This is a genomic window from Propionicicella superfundia DSM 22317 (assembly GCF_000423465.1).
Lineage (GTDB): Bacteria > Actinomycetota > Actinomycetes > Propionibacteriales > Propionibacteriaceae > Propionicicella > Propionicicella superfundia.
On the sequence record NZ_KE384022.1, the window covers coordinates 171,969 to 188,891 of the forward strand.

Genomic DNA, 16,923 nt, shown 5'->3' on the forward strand with positions numbered 1-16,923 from the left:
GCCGCGCCCGGGGCCCCGCACGGACGGTCAGCCCTGCTCGGAATCCTCGATCGGGATCGGCAGTGGCGCCGGTTCCCGTCCGACGATGATCGTGATCGATCCCGCGACGATCGCCAGGGCGATCCCCGCGAAGATGAGCCAGAACACGATTTCCACACCCATAGTCTAATTCCCCCGATCGGACTCGTCGGCAGCTACTCCTCGTCGGCGTCCTCGGCATCGCCCTTGCCGCGTACGGCCAGCAGCGTCACGAGACTCTCCGGCGGCTCCGCGTCGCCGTTGAGGTGGCGCGCGGTCTCGGCGAACGCGTTGGCGATCTGGGGAGCCTTCTCCTTGCCCGCGCCCTGCGTCCCGATGACGACGACCGCGCACACGCCCAGGGCCAGGGCCAGGATCAGAACCATCGCGATGAAGACCATCATGACGACAGAACCCTTCTTCCGGTTGTCACCCTCAGATGCTACTCCAGACCCCAACGGCCCCCCCGGAGCACGGTCATCCGTCGCGGAGACGTTCGCTGATCACGGTGGACACGCCGTCGGAACGCATCGTGACGCCGTACAGGGCGTCGGCGATCTCCATCGTCCGCTTCTGATGGGTGATGACGATGAGCTGGCTGTCGGCACGCAGTTCCTCGTAGATCTCCAGCAGCCGCCCGAGATTCGTGTCGTCGAGCGCCGCCTCCACCTCGTCGAGAATGTAGAAGGGGCTGGGCCGGGCCGTGAACAGCGCCACGAGGAATGCCACCGCCACCAGCGACCGTTCGCCGCCCGACAACAGGGACAGCCGCTTCAGCTTCTTGCCGGCCGGTCGCGCCTCCACGTCCACACCGGTGCCGAGCCAGTCGTCGGGATCGGTGAGGACCAGTCGCCCCTCCCCTCCGGGGAACAGGCGGGAGATCGCCCGCTCGAAGGCCTCGGCCACATCGCCGTAGGCCGTCTTGAAGACCTGCTCGACGCGGGCGTCCACCTCGGCGATGATCCCCAGCAGGTCGGCCTGCGTGCGCTTGACGTCCTCCAACTGCTCGGAGAGGAACCCGTGGCGCTCCTGCAGCGCCTCGAACTCCTCCAGCGCCAGCGGGTTGATCCGGCCCAACAGGGCGAGCTGCTTGCCGGCGGCGGCGAGCCGCGCCTCCTGCTCGGCCCGCCGGTACGGCACGGTGACCTCCTCGCCGGCGGCGTCGGCCGACGGCACCTGCTGGTCGGGCCCGAACTCCGCCAGCAGGTCGGCCACGTCCAGCCCGAGTTCGGTGAGCGCCCGCTCGGTGAGCGCGTCGATGCGCTGGGCGTGCTGCGCGACGGCCAGCTCGCCCTGGTACTGGGTCGCGACCATCTGCTCGAAGTCGGCGGCCAGCCGGCGCGAGGTGCCCCGCAGATCTGCGAGCGCGGCGTCCGCGGCGGCGCGAGCGTCGTCGGCCGCGGCGCGCGCCGACTCGGCCCGGGCGAGCAGGGACTCCGCATGGGTGACGGCCCACCGCGCGGCGTCGTGGACGGCGCGCGCGGCGGCGGCCTCGGCCAGCAGCTCCCGCTTCCGGGCGGCGTGGCGCTCCCGGGACGCCCGCTCGGAGGCGGCGGCGGCGCGCAGGCTCTCGGCCCGTCCGGCCACCGAACGCAGCCGTTCCTCGGCCGTCCGCAGTTCGAGGCCGGCGGCCATCTCCGCCGCCCGGGCCTCGCGTGCCACGACGGCCAGCCGATCGCGTTCGGCGGGATCGGGTTCCGCATCCACGTCGGCCGACTCCGCCAGCTCCAGCCGTCGGCGCGACTCGACCAGCGCGGCCTCGAACCGCGCCCGGCTCTGCTCCGCGTCGGCCCGGGACGCCGCGAGTCGTTCGGCCTGCGCTCGCGCCGCCGCCACCTCCTGCCGCAGACGCCCCAACTGCTCGGCCACCGCCTCCATCCGGGCATCGGACTCGTGGAGTCGCGCGAGCGCCGCGGCCACGCGCTCGGCGGCCTGCTCCCGGCGCGACCCGGCCTCGGTCAGCGCGAACCGCGTCCGCTCGAGCGTCTCCTGCGCGGAGGCGAGTTCCGTCTCCGCGGCGCCGATCTGCGCATGGAGCTCGATCGCCGACGGGCGCGAGGCACTGCCCCCCGCGGCATAGCGGACGGTCACGAGGTCGCCGTCGCGCGTGACAGCGGTGATCTCGGGCAGGGCGGTGACGAGTTCCCGCGCCGCCCCGACATCGGCGACGACCGCGACCCGCGCGAGCAGACCGGCGATGGCACCGGCGATCTCGCCCGGCGCCGTGACGAGGTCGACCGCGTACCGGGCGCCGCCCGGCAGACGGGGCCAGTCGTCCCGCTCCGGCCCGGGAGCCCCCACCGGCAGGACGCTCGCGCGGCCCAGATCATCGGCGCGCAACCGCGCGAACACCGTGTCGACGGCGGAAAGCCCGTCGACCGTCAGTGCCTGGCTCGCGCCGGCGAGGGCGACGGCCAGGGCTGTCTCGTAGCCCGGCTCGACGGTGAGCAGTTCGGCGACGGGACGGCCCACGCCCGGGATTCCCGCCTCCAGCAGCGACGCCCCGGCGTCACGCTGTTCCAGGGCCGTCCGCAGTCCCTCGAGCCGGGCCGTCAGGGCAGCCTTGTCGCGCAGTGCCCGCTGCTCCGCGTCCTGCAACTCGCTGACTCGATCGGCCCACCCGGCCGCGGCCTCCTCCGCCGCCTCGTACTCGGCGTCGAGGCCGGTCTCTCCCGCGGTGAGGCCGGCGATCGTCGACTCCAGTCCGCGATACCCGACCGAGGCCTCCTCGGCCCGGGACGCCGCCTCCTCCTCGGTCGCGGAGAGGCGACCGATCTCACCGGCGGCCGCCTCGGCGCGCGAGGCGAGCACCTCCACCTCTCCGGTGAGCCGGGCGAGGCCCTCGCGGCGGTCGGCGATCGCCCGCTGGTGGGCGGCCAGACTCTGCTCGGCCGCGGCATGGGACGCCTCGGCGGACCCGCGCTCGCGCTCGGCCTGCGTGACCCGCTCCCGGATCCGGTCGACGTCGGCACGAAGCGCCACCTCCATGCCGGACACGTTCTCGGCCTCCAGATCGAGCGCGGCGGGATCGCGGCCCGGCCGATCCGCCGTCGCCTCCCGTTCGGCCATCCGTGCCCGGTCCGCCGCGATCGACGCCGTCGCCTGGAACCGTTCGCGCAGGCCCGCGAGGGCGTACCAGGTCTCCTGCGCTCGCTGCGCCGCGGGCGCGTGGGCACGGACGGCCGCCTCGGCCTCGTCCTCCGCGGCCCGCACGCGCGCCAGTTCGTCCTCGACGGCCTTGCGCGCCGCGACCTCGGACGCGCCCCGCTCCCGCTCCGCGGCCAGCGCGGCCCGCGCCTGCGTCAGGTCGTCGGCGAGCAGTCGCGCCTGGGCGTCGCGCAGATCGGCCTGGATCACGGCCGCCTTGCGCGCCACCTCGGCCTGCCGTCCGAGCGGCTTCAACTGGCGACGCAACTCCGTGAGCAGATCGGTGAGACGCACGACGTTCGCCGCCGTGGCGTCCAGCTTGCGCAGCGCCTTCTCCTTGCGGACCCGGTGCTTGAGGATGCCGGCCGCCTCCTCGATGAAGCCGCGGCGGATCTCCGGCGTGGCCTGCAGGATCGCGTCGAGCTGGCCCTGGCCGACGATGACGTGCATCCGGCGTCCGATGCCGGAATCGCTGAGAAGCTCCTGGACGTCGAGCAGACGCGACGTGTGCCCGTTGATGGCGTACTCGGAGCCGCCGTTGCGGAACATCGTCCGCGAGATCGTCACCTCGGAGTACTCGATCGGCAACGCCCCGTCGCTGTTGTCGATGGTGAGGACGACCTCGGCTCGGCCGAGCGGCGCGCGGGACGACGTCCCGGCGAAGATGACGTCCTCCATCCGGCCGCCCCGCAGCGACTTCGCGCCCTGCTCCCCCATGACCCAGCTCAGGGCGTCCACGACATTGGACTTCCCCGATCCGTTCGGCCCCACGACGCACGTGATCCCGGGCTCGAAGGCGAGGGTCGTCGTGGACGCGAAGGACTTGAACCCGCGCAGGGTCAAGCTCTTCAGGTACACGTCGCCTCCTCGCCGGTCGGGAACGCGTCTATTCTGACCCGTTCAGGGCGTCGGCCTTGCGCTCGGTCGCCTCGGCGTGGCGCTTTCGCACAGCCTGGAACGTCCAGAGCTTGTTGAGCACGAAGTTCACAGGCATCACCAGGACGATCTGGATGAGGTTCGCCCAGTAGAAGCGGTTGCGCAGCCCGGTCGAGTCGTCGAACACCGAATGCGGCAGCGGCCAGTCCGACTTCGTCAGCCACGTCAGCAGGAACAGGCCGACGACGGCCGCGACCGACCCGACGAGCAGGAAGGGGAGGTACTCCTTCCAGAACGGCGCGCGGGCGTGGCCGCGGAACGTCCAGTACCGGTTGAGGACGAAGTTGAACAGGTTCGCGACAAGGAAGGCGAGGATCGCGTAGACCTGGAGCAACCGGACGTGGAACTCGGATCCGAAGAGGTTGAGGACGGCCGTGTTGTACCCCACCCCGAACAGATCGCGGCCGAGCACGTTGCACACCACGACGACGAACTGGTTGACCACAACCCCCGCGCCGCCGATGAGCCCGAACTTTCCGAACTGCAGCAGCGAGTTCCGGTATCGCGCCCACAGCGCCTGAACCTTGTCCACGAAGGCCCAATCATAGAGGACGATCCCGTGAACCACGGGGCGGGACGCGTCGGCAGCGGGGAACGACGATACGAGGTCGCTTCGAGAAGCACTACCGACGGGTGGATATGCCGCACCGTGCGTCCGCGAGAGACCGCCCCGCCACCTGAGCGCTCACCGTCGGCGCTGGCACCGCGGGCAGAAGTGCGACGAGCGCCCGCCGAACGGCACCCGCTCGATCGGGGCGCCGCAGCGCGGGCACGCTTCTCCCCCACGCCCGTAGACGTTCAGCGAGTGCGCAAAATACCCCGACGAGCCGTTGACGTTCACGTACAGGCTGTCGAAGCTCGTCCCGCCTGCGGCGAGTGCCTCGGACATGACGTCGCCCGCGTGCCGCAGGAGCGACACGGCAACCCGTGGGCCGAGTTCGGCAGCCGGCCGCAGGTGGTGCAGCCTGGCCCGCCACAGCGTCTCGTCGGCATAGATGTTGCCGATCCCCGACACGACCTGCTGGTTGAGCAGCACGGCCTTCACCGCGCTGCGCCGGCGCCGCATCGCCGCGGCGGTCGCGTGCACGTCGAACCGCGGGTCGAACGGGTCGCGCGCGATGTGGGCCACCTCCCGGGGCAGGACGGCTCCTCCGCGGCTCAGGGTCAGCCCGCCCAGCATCCGTTGATCGACGTAACGCAGTTCGCGGCCGTCGTTCAGCGCGAACAGCACCCGTGCGTGCGGCGGGAGCGGCGCGGCCGGCGTGTCCAGGCGGAACTGTCCGCTCATGCGCAACTCGACGAGCAGGGCGTCACCGTCGGTGAACGGGAGCCACAGGTACTTCCCGCGCCGGGCGGGAACGCCGAAGGTCCGGCCGGTGAGGTCGAGCGCGAAGCCATCGGGGCCCGCGGGGTGGCTGCGGACGGGGCGCGGGTGGAGGACGTCGACGGCGGTGATCGTGCGACCTGTCACGTGGGCTGCCAGCCCGCGCCGGATGGTCTCGACCTCGGGGAGCTCAGGCATCGGCCGCGGCGGCGGCCCCGAACAGGCCGACGAACGCGACCCGGGCCGCCTCCTGCTCGGCGCGTTTCTTGCTCGACCCTCGACCTGGGCCGAAACGCTTCTCCTCCACGACCGCCCACGCGGTGAAACGCCGGTCGTGGTCGGGCCCCTGGACCTCGATGTCGTAGGTCGGAAGCCCGAGCTCCCGGGTGGAGCAGGCCTCCTGCAGGCTCGTCTTCCAGTCCAGCCCGGCGCCCGCCTGCGCAGCGTCGGCGATGAGCGGATCGAAGAGGAAGTGCACGAGGCGTCCGGCCGCGTCGAAGCCGGAGGACACGTACACCGCGGCGATCAGCGCCTCGACGGTGTCGCTGAGGATGGAGTCCTTCTCGGCACCGCCCGTGGCCAGCTCGCCCTTGCCCAGCTTCAGCAGCGGGCCGAGGCCGAGGTCACGCGCGACCACCGCCAGGGTGCGCGCGTTCACGACCGCGGCGCGCAGCTTGGCGAGCCGCCCCTCGGGAAGATCCGGGAACTGCCGGTAGAGCTGGGTCGTCACGACGAGACCGAGCACCGAGTCCCCGAGGAACTCCAAGCGCTCATTGTTGGGGGCGCGGCCGTTCTCGTACGCGTACGACCGGTGGACGAACGCGAGCGCGAACAGGTCGGGCTCCACCTGGATGCCCAACTCGTCGAGGACCTCGCCGAGGCGGCTCATGCCGCCCACCGTCACGGCTGCAGCGTCTGGCGCCGGGCCCCCTTCGGGCCGTACTGCCCGCACGACGGGCATGCGGTGTGGGGCAGGTGCTTCTCGCGGCACGCCGGGTTCACGCACGTCACCAGGGTGGCGGCGCTGGCCTTCCACTGCGAACGGCGAGCACGCGTGTTGCTCCGCGACATCTTCCGCTTCGGGACTGCCACGATGATCTCCTCTTCCAGGCGGCCTGGGGCCGTCAGTCGTCCATCAAACCGCTGAGCCCGGCCCAGCGAGGGTCCACCGCGTCACCGTGACCGTGGTCGGGATCGTCGTTCAGGTCGGTGCCGCACGTCGGGCACAGGCCTGCGCAATCCTCCCGGCACAGCGGAGTGAACGGCAGGTCGAGTACCACGGCGTCCCGCAGCACCGGTTCGAGATCGACGGTCTCGTCCTCGATGCGGCTGGCCTCCTCGTCGTCGAGCTCCTTGTCGGGGTACAAGAACAGTTCCATCAGGTCGATCTGCTCGACGAGCTCGATCTCCTTCAGGCACCGCGCGCACACCCCGTGCAACGAGACATCGGCCGCCCCGGTGACCAGGACGCCCTCGACCACAGACTCGAACCGAAGGTCGAGATCGATGGGCGAGCCGACGGGTACTCCGATCATCTCGTTGCCGATCCCCTCGCCGGCGATCGCCGTGCGCCGCACCGTGCTCAGCCCGGCGACCCGGCGACCGAGATCGTGGACCTCGAACACCAGGTCGGATCTCGCGTGGAGTCCTCGCTGAGACATCGACGAATCCCTCACGTGGAGAAGACAACTCATGACCGACGCATAACCTTACCCTGCGGCCGGGAACCGGCAAAACCGCTTCGGTCAGGGCTCGACGGGAGGAAGGGGCTCGGCGACCACGCCGTCGAGTTCCGCGCGGCTGGCGAGCTTGCGGCGCAGCGTGACGATCGAGCTCTCGGTGCGCTGCAGATCCGCCTCGAACTCGGCCAGCCGGCTGTCGATGAAGGCGTCGACCTCGCGGGAGAACGCGGCGGCCTCGTCCTTGGCGGCGTTGCGGATGCGCACGGCCTGTGCGCGGGCATGGACGACCAGTTCGTGATCCTGCACGAGCCGGTCGGCCTCGAGCCGCGCCTCCCGCATCATGCGCTCTGCCTCGGCCTGGGCATCCGCAACCGTCCCCTCGGACTGCTTGACGACCCAGCGCGCATCGGCGAGGTCGACCTCCAACTGGTCGAGGGCGCCGTCGACGAGCGCGAGCACCTCGGCCCGATTGACCATGCACGATGCAGACATGGGCACGCCCTTCGCCTGCACCACGGTCTCTCGCAGTTGCCGCAACAGCTCCATGGTTGAGTCAGCCATCACCAGGCTCCTTTCCCCGGCCGACGGGTCGCTCCGCCAACCATGTTCGGATACGGTCGGCGACGGCCGCAGGAACGTACGCGCGAACGTCCCCCCCGAGCGTGGCGACCTCCCGCACCTTGGTGGAAGACAAGTATGACCACTGAGGCGCCGTTGGCACCAAAAGGGTCTCGATCCCCTTGAGGGTTCGGTTCCACTGGGCCATCTGCGCCTCGTACTCGTAGTCGCCCGCCGTCCGCACTCCCTTCACGAGAGCCGACGCGTCGTGGGCGACGCAGAAGTCCACGAGAAGCCCGCTCAGCGCGTGGACCGAGACGTTGGGGAGGTGGCCGACCGCCACCTCGACCAGTTCCACCCGCTCGGCCGGCTCGAACATGTGGTTCTTGGCCGAGTTCTGCGCCACGGCCACGATCACCTCCGAGAAGCAGGCCGCGGCTCGCTCGATGATGTCGACGTGTCCGAGGGTGATGGGGTCGAAGGACCCCGGGCACACCACTCTCATCACTCCTCCTCCGCTGCGTAGTACACCGCGGTCTCACCGTACCGACGCTTCCACCGTATGGGCAGGGGCCTCGGCCACGGCACCGGGTCGGATCGGCCGGACCGCTCCACGACCACCAGGGGATCGGGTGCGAGCCAGCGCGCCTCGCACAGGGTAGCGAGCACGTCGCCGACCCGCTCGGAGGGCATGTCGTAGGGCGGGTCGAGCCACACGATGCGGAACGGCTCCGGCGGGACGGCGGCCACGATCCGCTCCACCGGCGCGACGCGCACGGCCGCCGCGAGCCCGAGCGCGGCCGCGTTCGACCGGGCGACGGCCGCCGTCGCCCTGTCGCGTTCGACGAGCAGCACGGGGGCCGCGCCCCGCGAGGCGGCCTCGAGCCCGACGGCCCCGGAGCCCGCGTACAGGTCGCAGAACGACAACCCCGTCAGCGAGTCCTCGGCCGCCAGCCCGCCCCGGTCGAAGAAGTCCGCGATCGCGGAGAAGACCGCCTCCCGGACCCGGTCGGTGGTCGGGCGGGTCCGTGCATGGCTCGGGGTGGCGAGACGGCGCCCGCCACGGCTGCCTGCGATGATCCGGGTCACCTGCGCAGAGTACTGCCTGACCGCGATGCCTCGATCCCGCCCCTCCTGGGAGGGAACTGCCGCACAATGGCGGTATGTCCAGTGCAGACGCGGGACCAGTGACGGTCCTATCGGAAGAGCGTTGTTGGGAGCTCATCGCTGAGCAGAAGATCGGTCGCCTCGGAACCTGCGTGGAGCGCGTTCCGGACATCGTGCCGATCAACTTCGTCGTGGACGACGAGACGATCGTGTTCCGGACCGCCGAGGGCAGCAAGCTGTTCGCGCTGACGATCAACCAGGAGGTCGCCTTCGAGGTGGACGGCTGGGGCGAGACCAGCGGGTGGAGCGTCGTGCTGCACGGCCGGGCCGAGCAGATCACCGACTACGACGACGTTCTGCACGCCGAGGCCCTGCCGCTGCAGCCGTGGGTGCCCACCGTGAAGCTGCACTACGTCCGGATCGTCCCTGCGCAGGTCAGCGGGCGCGACTTCGCCTTCGGTCCCGAGCCGGATCGGAACTACGCCGAGCCGTGATCGAGCCCGGCTGACGTGTCGGGCCGCGTCCGTTGTCGGTCGCGGCGGCTAGGGTCGTGAGCGTGATCGACGCATGGCAGACGGGGGCGTTCCGCGCACGTGCCGCGCCCCTGGCCGAGGTCGTGGGCGCGAAGACGGCGAAGTCCTTCGCCGCGCTGCGGATCGCCACCGTCGGTGATCTGCTCGCCCATCTGCCCCGGCGCTATCTGGCCGGCACCGAGCTCACCGATCTCTCGACGCTTCGCGAGGGCGAATACGCGGCGGTCATGGCGCGCGTCCAGCGGACGGCGGTGCGGATGGGATCGCGGCAGCCACGACTGGAGGCCGTCGTGACCGACGGCCACGGGCACCTCAACCTCACCTTCTTCGGCCGCGCGCCCCTTGTGAAGTACTGGGAGGCCGAGCTGTCCAAGGGCGTCCGCGGCATCTTCGTCGGCAAGGTCGGCAGCTTTCGCGGCGACCTCCAGCTCGCGCATCCGCAGTTCGTGATGCTGGACGCCCGTGGCGGCATCGTGGGCAGTTCGGAGGAGAAGCGGCTGCTGGCCTCCCTGTCGCAGTCGGGTCTCGTCGGAATGTACCCGGCGACGTCCAAGCTGCCGACGTGGCAGATCGCCGAGTCGGTCCGGCTCGCTCTCGCGACGCTGGAGGGCGTGGCCGATCCGTGGCCCGGCTGGGTTCGCGACGAGGCCGGCGTCGTCGGGCTGACCGATGCCTACCGCCACGTCCACCAGCCCGAGTCCATGGCCGAGGTCGAAGCCGGCACACACCGGCTTCGCTTCGACGAGGCGTTCGCCACCCAGGTGACGATGTCCTACCGACGCGCGTCCAACGAGGCGGCACGGGCCACGGCACGACAGCCCGTGACGGGTGGGCTCACCGATGCGTTCCTGGCCCGGCTCCCCTACCGGCTGACCGATGGGCAACGGGCCGTGTGCGACGAGATCCTCGCCGATCTCGCCCGCGAGGTCCCGATGCGGCGGCTGCTGCAGGGCGAGGTGGGCTCCGGCAAGACCGTCGTCGCGCTGATCGCGATGCTCGCCACGGTCGACGCGGGCGGTCAGGCCGTCCTCCTCGCCCCGACCGAGATCCTCGCCACCCAGCACTACCTGACGATCACCGCGCTGCTCGGCGACCTGGGCGGCGGCGCCATGCTCGGCGCGCCCGACACCGCCACCGACGTCGTCCTCGTCACCGGCTCGCAGCCCGCGGCCCGCCGCAGACAGGCCCTGCTGCGGGCCGTCGACGGGTCGGCGGGGATCGTCGTCGGCACGCACGCGCTGCTCGCCGACAACGTCCGGTTCGCCGATCTCGGGCTCGTCGTCATCGACGAGCAGCACCGATTCGGTGTCGAGCAGCGGGCCGCGCTGGGCGCCACGTCCGCGACCCGGCCGCATCGGCTGGTGCTCACCGCGACGCCCATCCCGCGTTCGGTCGCGATGACCGTCTTCGGCGACCTGGAGGTGTCCACCCTCACCGAGGTGCCCGGCGGGCGCGCCGGCGTCTCCACGACGCTCGTCGACGAGGCCCGGCGCCCGGCCTGGGTCGAACGCGCGTGGCAGCGTCTCCGCGAGGAGGTGGACGCCGGGAGACAGGCCTTCGTCGTCGCTCCCCGAATCGACACCCCCGCCGACGACCCGGAGGCGCTCGGTGTCGTCGACCTCGCCGCGAGGCTCACCGCGGGGCCTCTCGCGGGGCTGCGGATCGGCGTCGTTCACGGCAGGCAGTCCTCCCCCGACCAGGCGGAGGCGATGGCGGCCTTCGTCCGCGGCGAGACCCAGGTGCTTGTCGCGACGACGGTGATCGAGGTGGGCGTCGACGTGGCGAACGCGTCGATGATGGTCGTCACGGATGCCGACAGGTTCGGCATCTCCCAACTGCACCAGTTGCGGGGGCGGATCGGCCGTGGCGCGCACCCCGGCGTCTGTCTCCTGCTCACCAGGGCCGAGCCCGGATCGGACGCGTGGCGGCGGCTGGAGGCGGTCGCCGCGACGACCGACGGCTTCACGCTGGCCGAGATCGACCTCGAGCAGCGCCGCGAGGGCAACGTGCTGGGTTCGGACCAGTCGGGCACCCATTCGGGGTTGCGCCTGCTCAGCGTCGTCGACGACGCCGACCTCATCCGGCGCGCGCGCGACCTCGCCGACCGTGCCGTCGCGGCCGATCCCGACCGGTCGACACCCGGCTTCGCCGATGCGGTGACATGGATCGAGTCCGTCTCCGACGCCGAGTGGTTCGAGCGTGACTGACCGGCGGCCGCATCGCGTCGCTCGCATCATCACGCCGCTCAGGCCCGGGGGTACGGTTCGCGCGTGACCGGCAGCGGTCCCATCGCGGCGCCGTGCCGATTCACGGACGTGGAGCGGATGACTCGAGTCGGCTCGGCCGGACGGGTGCGCCGCGAGCGCACGAAAGAGCCCGCTCCCGCGAGGGAACGGGCCCGGTTCGTCTCAGGGACGCGTCAGCGGGTGACCTTGCCGGCCTTCAGGCAGGAGGTGCACACGTTGAGGCGCTGCGAACGGCCGTCCACGACGGCGCGCACGCGCTGAATATTCGGGTTCCAGCGCCGGTTGGTCTTCTTCTTCGACCACGGCACGTTGTGCCCGAAGCCAGGTCCCTTGGCGCAGACGTCACATACGGCAGCCACCGGAGCTCTCCTTGTTTCTCGCGTGAGCGTTCTCATCTGAACGCACAGACCCTCAGCGGGGTCGTACAGCAACCTGGAAAGAATACAAGCTGGCGGCGCGCAGCGCCAAACCGCGATCAGCTCGCGATCACGACCGGCACGATCATGGGCCGACGGCGGTAGGTCTTGTTGACCCAGCGGCCGATCGTACGGCGCAGCAACTGCTGCATCCGGTACGTGTCGTCGGCCTCCTCGGCGAGCGCATCGGTCAGCACCGAATGCAGTTCGGCACGGATCTCGTCGAATGCCGAATCGTCGGAGGAGAAGCCCCGGGCGAAGATCTCCGGACCGCTCACGACCGTCCGGGAACGCACGCTGACGACCGCGATGACGCTGATGAAGCCCTCTTCGCCGAGGATGCGCCGGTCGGTGAGCGCCGACTCGGAGATGTCGCCGACGGAGGCGCCGTCGACGAAGATGTAGTCGCATTCGACCTTGCCCACGACGCGGGCGAGCCCGTCCTTGATGTCGATGACGGTGCCGTCCTCGACGACGAGCGCGCGCTCCCGCGGCACTCCCGTGCGCACGGCCAACTCGGCGTTGGCGATGAGGTGCCGGATCTCCCCGTGGACGGGCAGGACGTTGCGGGGCTTCAGGATGTTGTAGGCGTACAGCAACTCCACGGCGCTCGCGTGCCCGGAGACGTGGACGAGCGCGTTCGCCTTGTGCACGACCTTGACACCGAGCCGGGCGAGGCCGTTGATGACCCGGTAGACGGAGTTCTCGTTGCCGGGGATGAGCGAACTCGCCAGCAGAACGACGTCTCCGGGCTGAACCTGGATGACCGGGTGTTCGTGGTTGGAGATGCGCGCCAGGGCCGACAGCGGCTCCCCCTGGGACCCGGTGGAGATGATGACGACCTCGTCGTCGCGGTAGTCGTCGATGTCGCGCAACTCGATGAGCGTTCCCTCGGGAACCCGCAGGTACCCGAGGTCGCGTGCCACCGACATGTTGCGGACCATCGACCGTCCGACGTACACGACCTTGCGACCGTGTTTCACAGCCAGGTCCATGACCTGCTGGACACGGTGGACGTGGGAGGCGAAGCACGCCACGATCAGCTTGGCCTCCGCCTGAGCGAAGACCCGCTCCATGTGCGGCTCGATCTCTCGCTCGGACGGGGTGAAGCCCGGCACCTCGGCGTTGGTGGAGTCCACGCAGAAGAGGTCGACGCCTTCGTCGGCGAGCCGGGCGAACCCGTTGAGATCGGTGATGCGCCCGTCGAGCGGCGTCTGATCCATCTTGAAGTCGCCGGTGTGGAGGATGACGCCCGCGGGCGTACGGACCACGACGGCCAGAGCGTCGGGAATCGAATGGTTGACGGCGAGGAAGCCCAACTCGAAATCGCCGAACCGGGTCTTCGATCCCTCGGCGACGATCCGCAGATCGGTGCCCTTGATGCGGTGCTCCTTGATCTTCTCCCGGACCAGCGCGAGGGTCAGTTGGGAGCCGACGACGGGGATGTCGGGCCGCTGCCGCAGCAGGTACGGCACCGCGCCGATGTGGTCCTCGTGCCCGTGGGTGAGGACGAGTGCCTCCACCTCGTCGAGCCGGTCGGCGATCACGTCGAGGCCGGGGAGGATGAGATCGACGCCCGGATGGTCGTCCTCGGGGAAGAGGACGCCGCAGTCGATGAGCAGCAGCCGGCCCTCGTACTCGACCGAGGACATGTTGCGCCCGATGTCCCCGTGGCCGCCCAACGGCGTGTAGCGAATCGTCTTGGGGGGAAGCGCCGGCGGGGCGTTGCGGGGGGAATCGATCACCCGACAACCCTATCCCGCCACCCCGACGGATTCATCTCCGCCCCGTCGGGAAGGCGACAGGACGGGCAGCGGCGGCCGAGCGCGCCGCGATGGATCACGCGGCGATCGACGTGTGCAGCCGGATCTCCTTGAGCGGGCTGCCGGAATCGGTCGCGACCTCACGGTGGGCGCCGTCGGGGGCCCAGCCCGTCGCGGTGACGAAGGCCCGCAACTCGTCGGCCGTGGACGCCAGCCACCAGGTGGCCCGCGAGAACCCGTCCGCACGCAGCGTGTCCACGATGGCGTTCAGGAGGCGCGACCCATGACCCTGACGACGAGCCGCCGGGTCGACCACGAACTCGGCGACCAGGGCGTCGGCGCTGGGGTCCGCGTCGGGATCGGGGCTCGGCCCGACGGCCGCGAACCCGCGGACCCCGCCATCGCCGTCCACGGCCACGAGCACGCGGAACTGCGCCAGCGGAGGACGCGAGATCGCACGCTCCCAGGCGCTCGCGGCCTCCTGCTCCGGCAGGGCGAGCAGCTCGGCGGCCAGGCCGGCGGGCAGATGGGCGGCCCACGAGCGCCGCTGCACGGCGGCGATCTGGACCGCCTCGCGGGGCAGGGCGAGCCGCACCGCGGTCGGGCCGGAGGGTTTCGTCACGCGGGCATGCTACCGCCGGCACGCCACATCCCGGTCGCGGGCCTCACCCGACCGCATCGAGGCACGGGCGCCGTCGCCGCGGCCGGCGCACTAGGGTCGGGCGTGTGACGGACACCGGAGCGGTCGCGCGGGCCAGGGTGCTCGCCGCGATCGATGTCGACGAGCTCCTCGCCCACCTCGCCTCACTCGTCCGCATACCCAGCGTGACCGGGTCGGCGGCCGAATCGGAACTCCAGCACACGCTCGCCGCCCAACTGGCCGAGCTGGGCCTGGACGTCGACCACTGGAAACTGGATCTCGACGCCCTGCGCGCCGACCCGGACTACCCGGGCACGGAGACCGAGCGGACCGAGGGATACGGGGTCGCCGCCACGACGGGCGCCGGAGTGCCCGGGCTCATCCTCCAGGGGCATGCGGACGTCGTTCCCGTCGGCGATGCGTCCGCCTGGGCCGATGTGGACCCGTTCGGCGGCGAGATCCGCGACGGATGGCTGTACGGGCGCGGAGCATCCGACATGAAGGCGGGCGTCGCCGCGATCACCGCGGTCGCCCGGGCGCTGCGCCGTTCCGGTGTGCGACTCGCCAAGCCCCTCGCGGTCCACTTCGTGGTCGGCGAGGAGGACGGTGGACTCGGCGCCCTGGCCACGCTTCGTCGCGGCCACACCGGCGAGGCGGCCGTGATCCCCGAGCCCACCGACGGGCACCTCATCGTCGCCAATGCCGGCGCACTCACGTTCGAGCTCCGCGTCCCCGGCCTGGCCGCACACGGCAGTTCCCGACACGAGGGGCATTCCGCCTACGAGGCATTCGGCCCGGTCCACGACGCCCTCCGGGTGCTGGAGCGACGTCTCAATGCCGACCCCGATCCGCTCTTCGCCGGCAATCCGCTCCCCTATGCGCTGTCGATCGGCCGCATCCGCGCCGGGGACTGGTCGAGCACGGTGCCCGACCTGCTGATCGCCGAAGGGCGTCTCGGCGTCCCGCTGGACAGCGAACCGGCGGACGTCCGGCGCCAGTTCGAAGAGGTCGTCGCGGCTGCCTGCGCACGCGATGCGTGGCTGGCCGGCCACCCCGCCACCGTGACCTGGCCCGGTGGGCAGTTCGCCCCCGGCCGGCTGCCGGCCGGCCACCCCCTGATCGCCCAGGCCTCGGCCGCCGCGGAGGCCGTCACCGGGCACCGGCCACGGGTGTGCGCGGCACCGTACGGCAGCGACCTGCGCCTGTACACCCGGGTCGGCGGCATCCCCACCCTGCACTTCGGCCCCGGCGACATCCGCTGGGCGCACGCCATCGGGGAGCGTGTCCTCGTCGAGCAGGTCGTCGCCGCGACCCGGGCGCTGGCCGTGCTGGCGGTGGAACGCCTGGTCGCCCAGCCCTGACCGGGCGCCGGCTACATGGACTCCTCGACGATCCGCGTGACCTCGGCCTCGGTGAGCACGATCGGATTGCCCTTCATGCTGCTCGCCGCCAGGCCCTGCTTCACAGCGTCGGGAATCTGCTCGGCGGTCAGCCCCAGTCGAGACAGCGTCCGCACCCCGAGCAGGGAGACCGTCTCGGCGATCCAGGCGATGCCGTCGGCGGGCTTCGCGGCGGGGTCCCCGGTGAGGATCCGCGCGGCCTCCGCGTAGCGCTCCAGAGCGGGGTTGCCCGGGTCGCGCTCGGTCAGCGCGGCGATGTTCGCACGGGTGCAGGCGGCGAGCACCGCGGCGCACACCTCTCCGTGCGCACCGCCGGTCATTCCGCCCAGCGGCGCGGCCAGCCCGTGGACCGCACCCAGCTTCGCGTTCGCCAGAGCCATCCCGCCGAGCAGGCTGCACATGCTCATGTCGGTCCGCGCCGCGACGTCGCTGCCGTCGGCGTAGGCGGCGCGCAGGCCGAGCGCCGCGCGCCGCAGCCCCTCGCGTGCGAGGAGGTCGGTGAAGTCGTTGGCCTTGCAGGACGTCAGCGGCTCCAGGCACTGCGTGAGGGCGTCGAGCCCGGCCGACGCGGTGACGGCGGGCGGACATCCGACCGTCAGTTCGGGATCCACGAGCGCCACGGCGGGGATCATCGCCGGGCTGCGAAGGCTGGCCTTCACCTTGTGCTCGGGCGAGAAGATCGGCGTGTTCGCGGTGACCTCGGCACCCGTGCCGGCCGTCGTCGGCACGGCGATCACGGGCAGGGACCCCGCCGTCAGCGGCTTCCCGGCGCCGACGACCTCCAGGTAGTCGAGCGGCGCGCCGCCGTTGCCGAGCAGGATCCCGACGGCCTTGGCCGTGTCGACGACCGATCCCCCGCCGATGCCGACGATCACGTCGGGGCCGAACTCGGACGCCGCGGCCACGGCTCGCTCGATTCCGGTGACGGTGGGTTCGCCCTGGGTCGGCCACAGGAGCCGCTCGTCGCCGACCCCGGTGACAAGGTCGCCGTCGGTGTCGATGTGGGTGTCCAGCACGAGGAAGACCCTCGATCCGTACCCCGTGACGATGCCGGGCAGTTGCCGGACGGCACCGGGCCCGAAGACCACCCGTTGTGCCGTGGTGAAGGTGAAGCTCACGATTGTCTCCTCATGCAACGGTGCGTCGCCGTGCC

Annotated in this window: 18 protein-coding genes; 3 read left to right on the forward strand and 15 right to left on the reverse strand. The window is 71.3% G+C overall.

Annotation, left to right across the window (positions count from 1 at the left end; translation table 11 throughout):
* Positions 1-27: 27 nt before the first annotated feature.
* The 11 genes from G555_RS23245 to rsmD form a co-directional block, all read right to left on the reverse strand.
* Positions 28-156, reverse strand: coding sequence for a hypothetical protein (locus G555_RS23245; protein ID WP_281168203.1), 129 nt, complete (start codon positions 154-156; stop codon positions 28-30).
* A 38-nt stretch (positions 157-194) separates the two neighbouring features.
* Positions 195-422, reverse strand: a complete 228-nt coding sequence (locus G555_RS0114425) for a hypothetical protein (protein WP_028709413.1) — start codon at positions 420-422, stop codon at positions 195-197.
* Positions 423-495: 73 nt separating this feature from the next.
* Positions 496-4,023 (reverse strand): chromosome segregation protein SMC, encoded by a 3,528-nt coding sequence (smc, locus tag G555_RS0114430; protein WP_028709414.1) that lies wholly within the window; start codon positions 4,021-4,023, stop codon positions 496-498.
* Between the two features lie 28 nt (positions 4,024-4,051).
* Positions 4,052-4,633, reverse strand: coding sequence for a GtrA family protein (locus tag G555_RS0114435; RefSeq protein ID WP_036923335.1), 582 nt, complete (start codon positions 4,631-4,633; stop codon positions 4,052-4,054).
* 153 nt (positions 4,634-4,786) lie between these two features.
* Positions 4,787-5,623, reverse strand: a complete 837-nt coding sequence (gene mutM / locus G555_RS0114440) for a bifunctional DNA-formamidopyrimidine glycosylase/DNA-(apurinic or apyrimidinic site) lyase (RefSeq protein WP_028709416.1) — start codon at positions 5,621-5,623, stop codon at positions 4,787-4,789.
* On the reverse strand, positions 5,616-6,314 hold the full coding sequence (gene rnc / locus G555_RS0114445; protein ID WP_028709417.1) for a ribonuclease III: 699 nt from the start codon (positions 6,312-6,314) through the stop codon (positions 5,616-5,618). The genes mutM and rnc overlap by 8 nt, the downstream gene beginning before the upstream one ends.
* A gap of 11 nt (positions 6,315-6,325) precedes the next feature.
* Positions 6,326-6,517: a 50S ribosomal protein L32 gene (gene rpmF / locus G555_RS0114450; RefSeq protein ID WP_028709418.1), complete on the reverse strand. Its 192-nt coding sequence runs from the start codon at positions 6,515-6,517 to the stop codon at positions 6,326-6,328.
* A gap of 32 nt (positions 6,518-6,549) precedes the next feature.
* On the reverse strand, positions 6,550-7,086 hold the full coding sequence (locus tag G555_RS0114455) for a YceD family protein (RefSeq protein ID WP_028709419.1): 537 nt from the start codon (positions 7,084-7,086) through the stop codon (positions 6,550-6,552).
* A gap of 84 nt (positions 7,087-7,170) precedes the next feature.
* Complete coding sequence (locus G555_RS20240) at positions 7,171-7,668, reverse strand: ATP synthase subunit B family protein (protein WP_156887580.1); 498 nt, start codon at positions 7,666-7,668, stop codon at positions 7,171-7,173.
* Positions 7,661-8,170, reverse strand: a complete 510-nt coding sequence (gene coaD, locus G555_RS0114465) for a pantetheine-phosphate adenylyltransferase (protein WP_036923170.1) — start codon at positions 8,168-8,170, stop codon at positions 7,661-7,663. The genes G555_RS20240 and coaD overlap by 8 nt, the downstream gene beginning before the upstream one ends.
* Positions 8,170-8,754, reverse strand: coding sequence for a 16S rRNA (guanine(966)-N(2))-methyltransferase RsmD (rsmD, locus tag G555_RS0114470; protein WP_028709421.1), 585 nt, complete (start codon positions 8,752-8,754; stop codon positions 8,170-8,172). The genes coaD and rsmD overlap by 1 nt, the downstream gene beginning before the upstream one ends.
* A 74-nt stretch (positions 8,755-8,828) precedes the next feature.
* Between rsmD and G555_RS0114475 the strand changes: the two genes are divergently transcribed.
* Together G555_RS0114475 and G555_RS0114480 are read left to right on the forward strand one after the other, a co-directional pair.
* The gene (locus G555_RS0114475; protein WP_028709422.1) at positions 8,829-9,266 is read left to right on the forward strand and encodes a pyridoxamine 5'-phosphate oxidase family protein; all 438 of its coding nucleotides are present in this window, start codon (positions 8,829-8,831) and stop codon (positions 9,264-9,266) included.
* 56 nt (positions 9,267-9,322) lie between these two features.
* The gene (locus G555_RS0114480) at positions 9,323-11,512 is read left to right on the forward strand and encodes an ATP-dependent DNA helicase RecG (RefSeq protein WP_036923172.1); all 2,190 of its coding nucleotides are present in this window, start codon (positions 9,323-9,325) and stop codon (positions 11,510-11,512) included.
* Between the two features lie 212 nt (positions 11,513-11,724).
* On the opposite strand, the gene rpmB is transcribed toward G555_RS0114480, so the two are convergent.
* The 3 genes from rpmB to G555_RS0114495 form a co-directional block, all read right to left on the reverse strand.
* Positions 11,725-11,910, reverse strand: a complete 186-nt coding sequence (rpmB, locus tag G555_RS0114485) for a 50S ribosomal protein L28 (protein WP_028709424.1) — start codon at positions 11,908-11,910, stop codon at positions 11,725-11,727.
* Positions 11,911-12,026: 116 nt separating this feature from the next.
* Positions 12,027-13,712 (reverse strand): ribonuclease J, encoded by a 1,686-nt coding sequence (locus G555_RS0114490; protein WP_028709425.1) that lies wholly within the window; start codon positions 13,710-13,712, stop codon positions 12,027-12,029.
* A 94-nt stretch (positions 13,713-13,806) separates the two neighbouring features.
* Positions 13,807-14,352 carry a GNAT family N-acetyltransferase gene (locus tag G555_RS0114495; RefSeq protein ID WP_028709426.1) on the reverse strand — a complete coding sequence of 182 codons (546 nt, stop codon included), beginning with the start codon at positions 14,350-14,352 and terminating at the stop codon, positions 13,807-13,809.
* Positions 14,353-14,456: 104 nt separating this feature from the next.
* Here G555_RS0114495 and G555_RS0114500 point away from each other — a divergent pair, with 104 nt between their 5' ends.
* Positions 14,457-15,731 (forward strand): ArgE/DapE family deacylase, encoded by a 1,275-nt coding sequence (locus G555_RS0114500; RefSeq protein ID WP_028709427.1) that lies wholly within the window; start codon positions 14,457-14,459, stop codon positions 15,729-15,731.
* 11 nt (positions 15,732-15,742) lie between these two features.
* Here the strand turns inward: G555_RS0114500 and G555_RS0114505 are convergent, their stop codons facing one another.
* Positions 15,743-16,888, reverse strand: coding sequence for an iron-containing alcohol dehydrogenase (locus tag G555_RS0114505; protein WP_028709428.1), 1,146 nt, complete (start codon positions 16,886-16,888; stop codon positions 15,743-15,745).
* Positions 16,889-16,923 lie beyond the last annotated feature (35 nt).

What these genes read in the sequence shown, in the direction of transcription:
- coaD (WP_036923170.1), bottom strand. Translation starts at nt 8,170, where the DNA reads ATGAGAGTGGTGTGCCCGGGGTCCTTCGACCCCATCACCCTCGGACAC.
- rnc (WP_028709417.1), bottom strand. Translation starts at nt 6,314, where the DNA reads ATGAGCCGCCTCGGCGAGGTCCTCGACGAGTTGGGCATCCAGGTGGAG.
- G555_RS0114455 (WP_028709419.1), bottom strand. Translation starts at nt 7,086, where the DNA reads ATGTCTCAGCGAGGACTCCACGCGAGATCCGACCTGGTGTTCGAGGTC.
- G555_RS20240 (WP_156887580.1), bottom strand. Translation starts at nt 7,668, where the DNA reads ATGGCTGACTCAACCATGGAGCTGTTGCGGCAACTGCGAGAGACCGTG.
- G555_RS0114425 (WP_028709413.1), bottom strand. Translation starts at nt 422, where the DNA reads ATGATGGTCTTCATCGCGATGGTTCTGATCCTGGCCCTGGCCCTGGGC.
- G555_RS0114475 (WP_028709422.1), top strand. Translation starts at nt 8,829, where the DNA reads ATGTCCAGTGCAGACGCGGGACCAGTGACGGTCCTATCGGAAGAGCGT.
- mutM (WP_028709416.1), bottom strand. Translation starts at nt 5,623, where the DNA reads ATGCCTGAGCTCCCCGAGGTCGAGACCATCCGGCGCGGGCTGGCAGCC.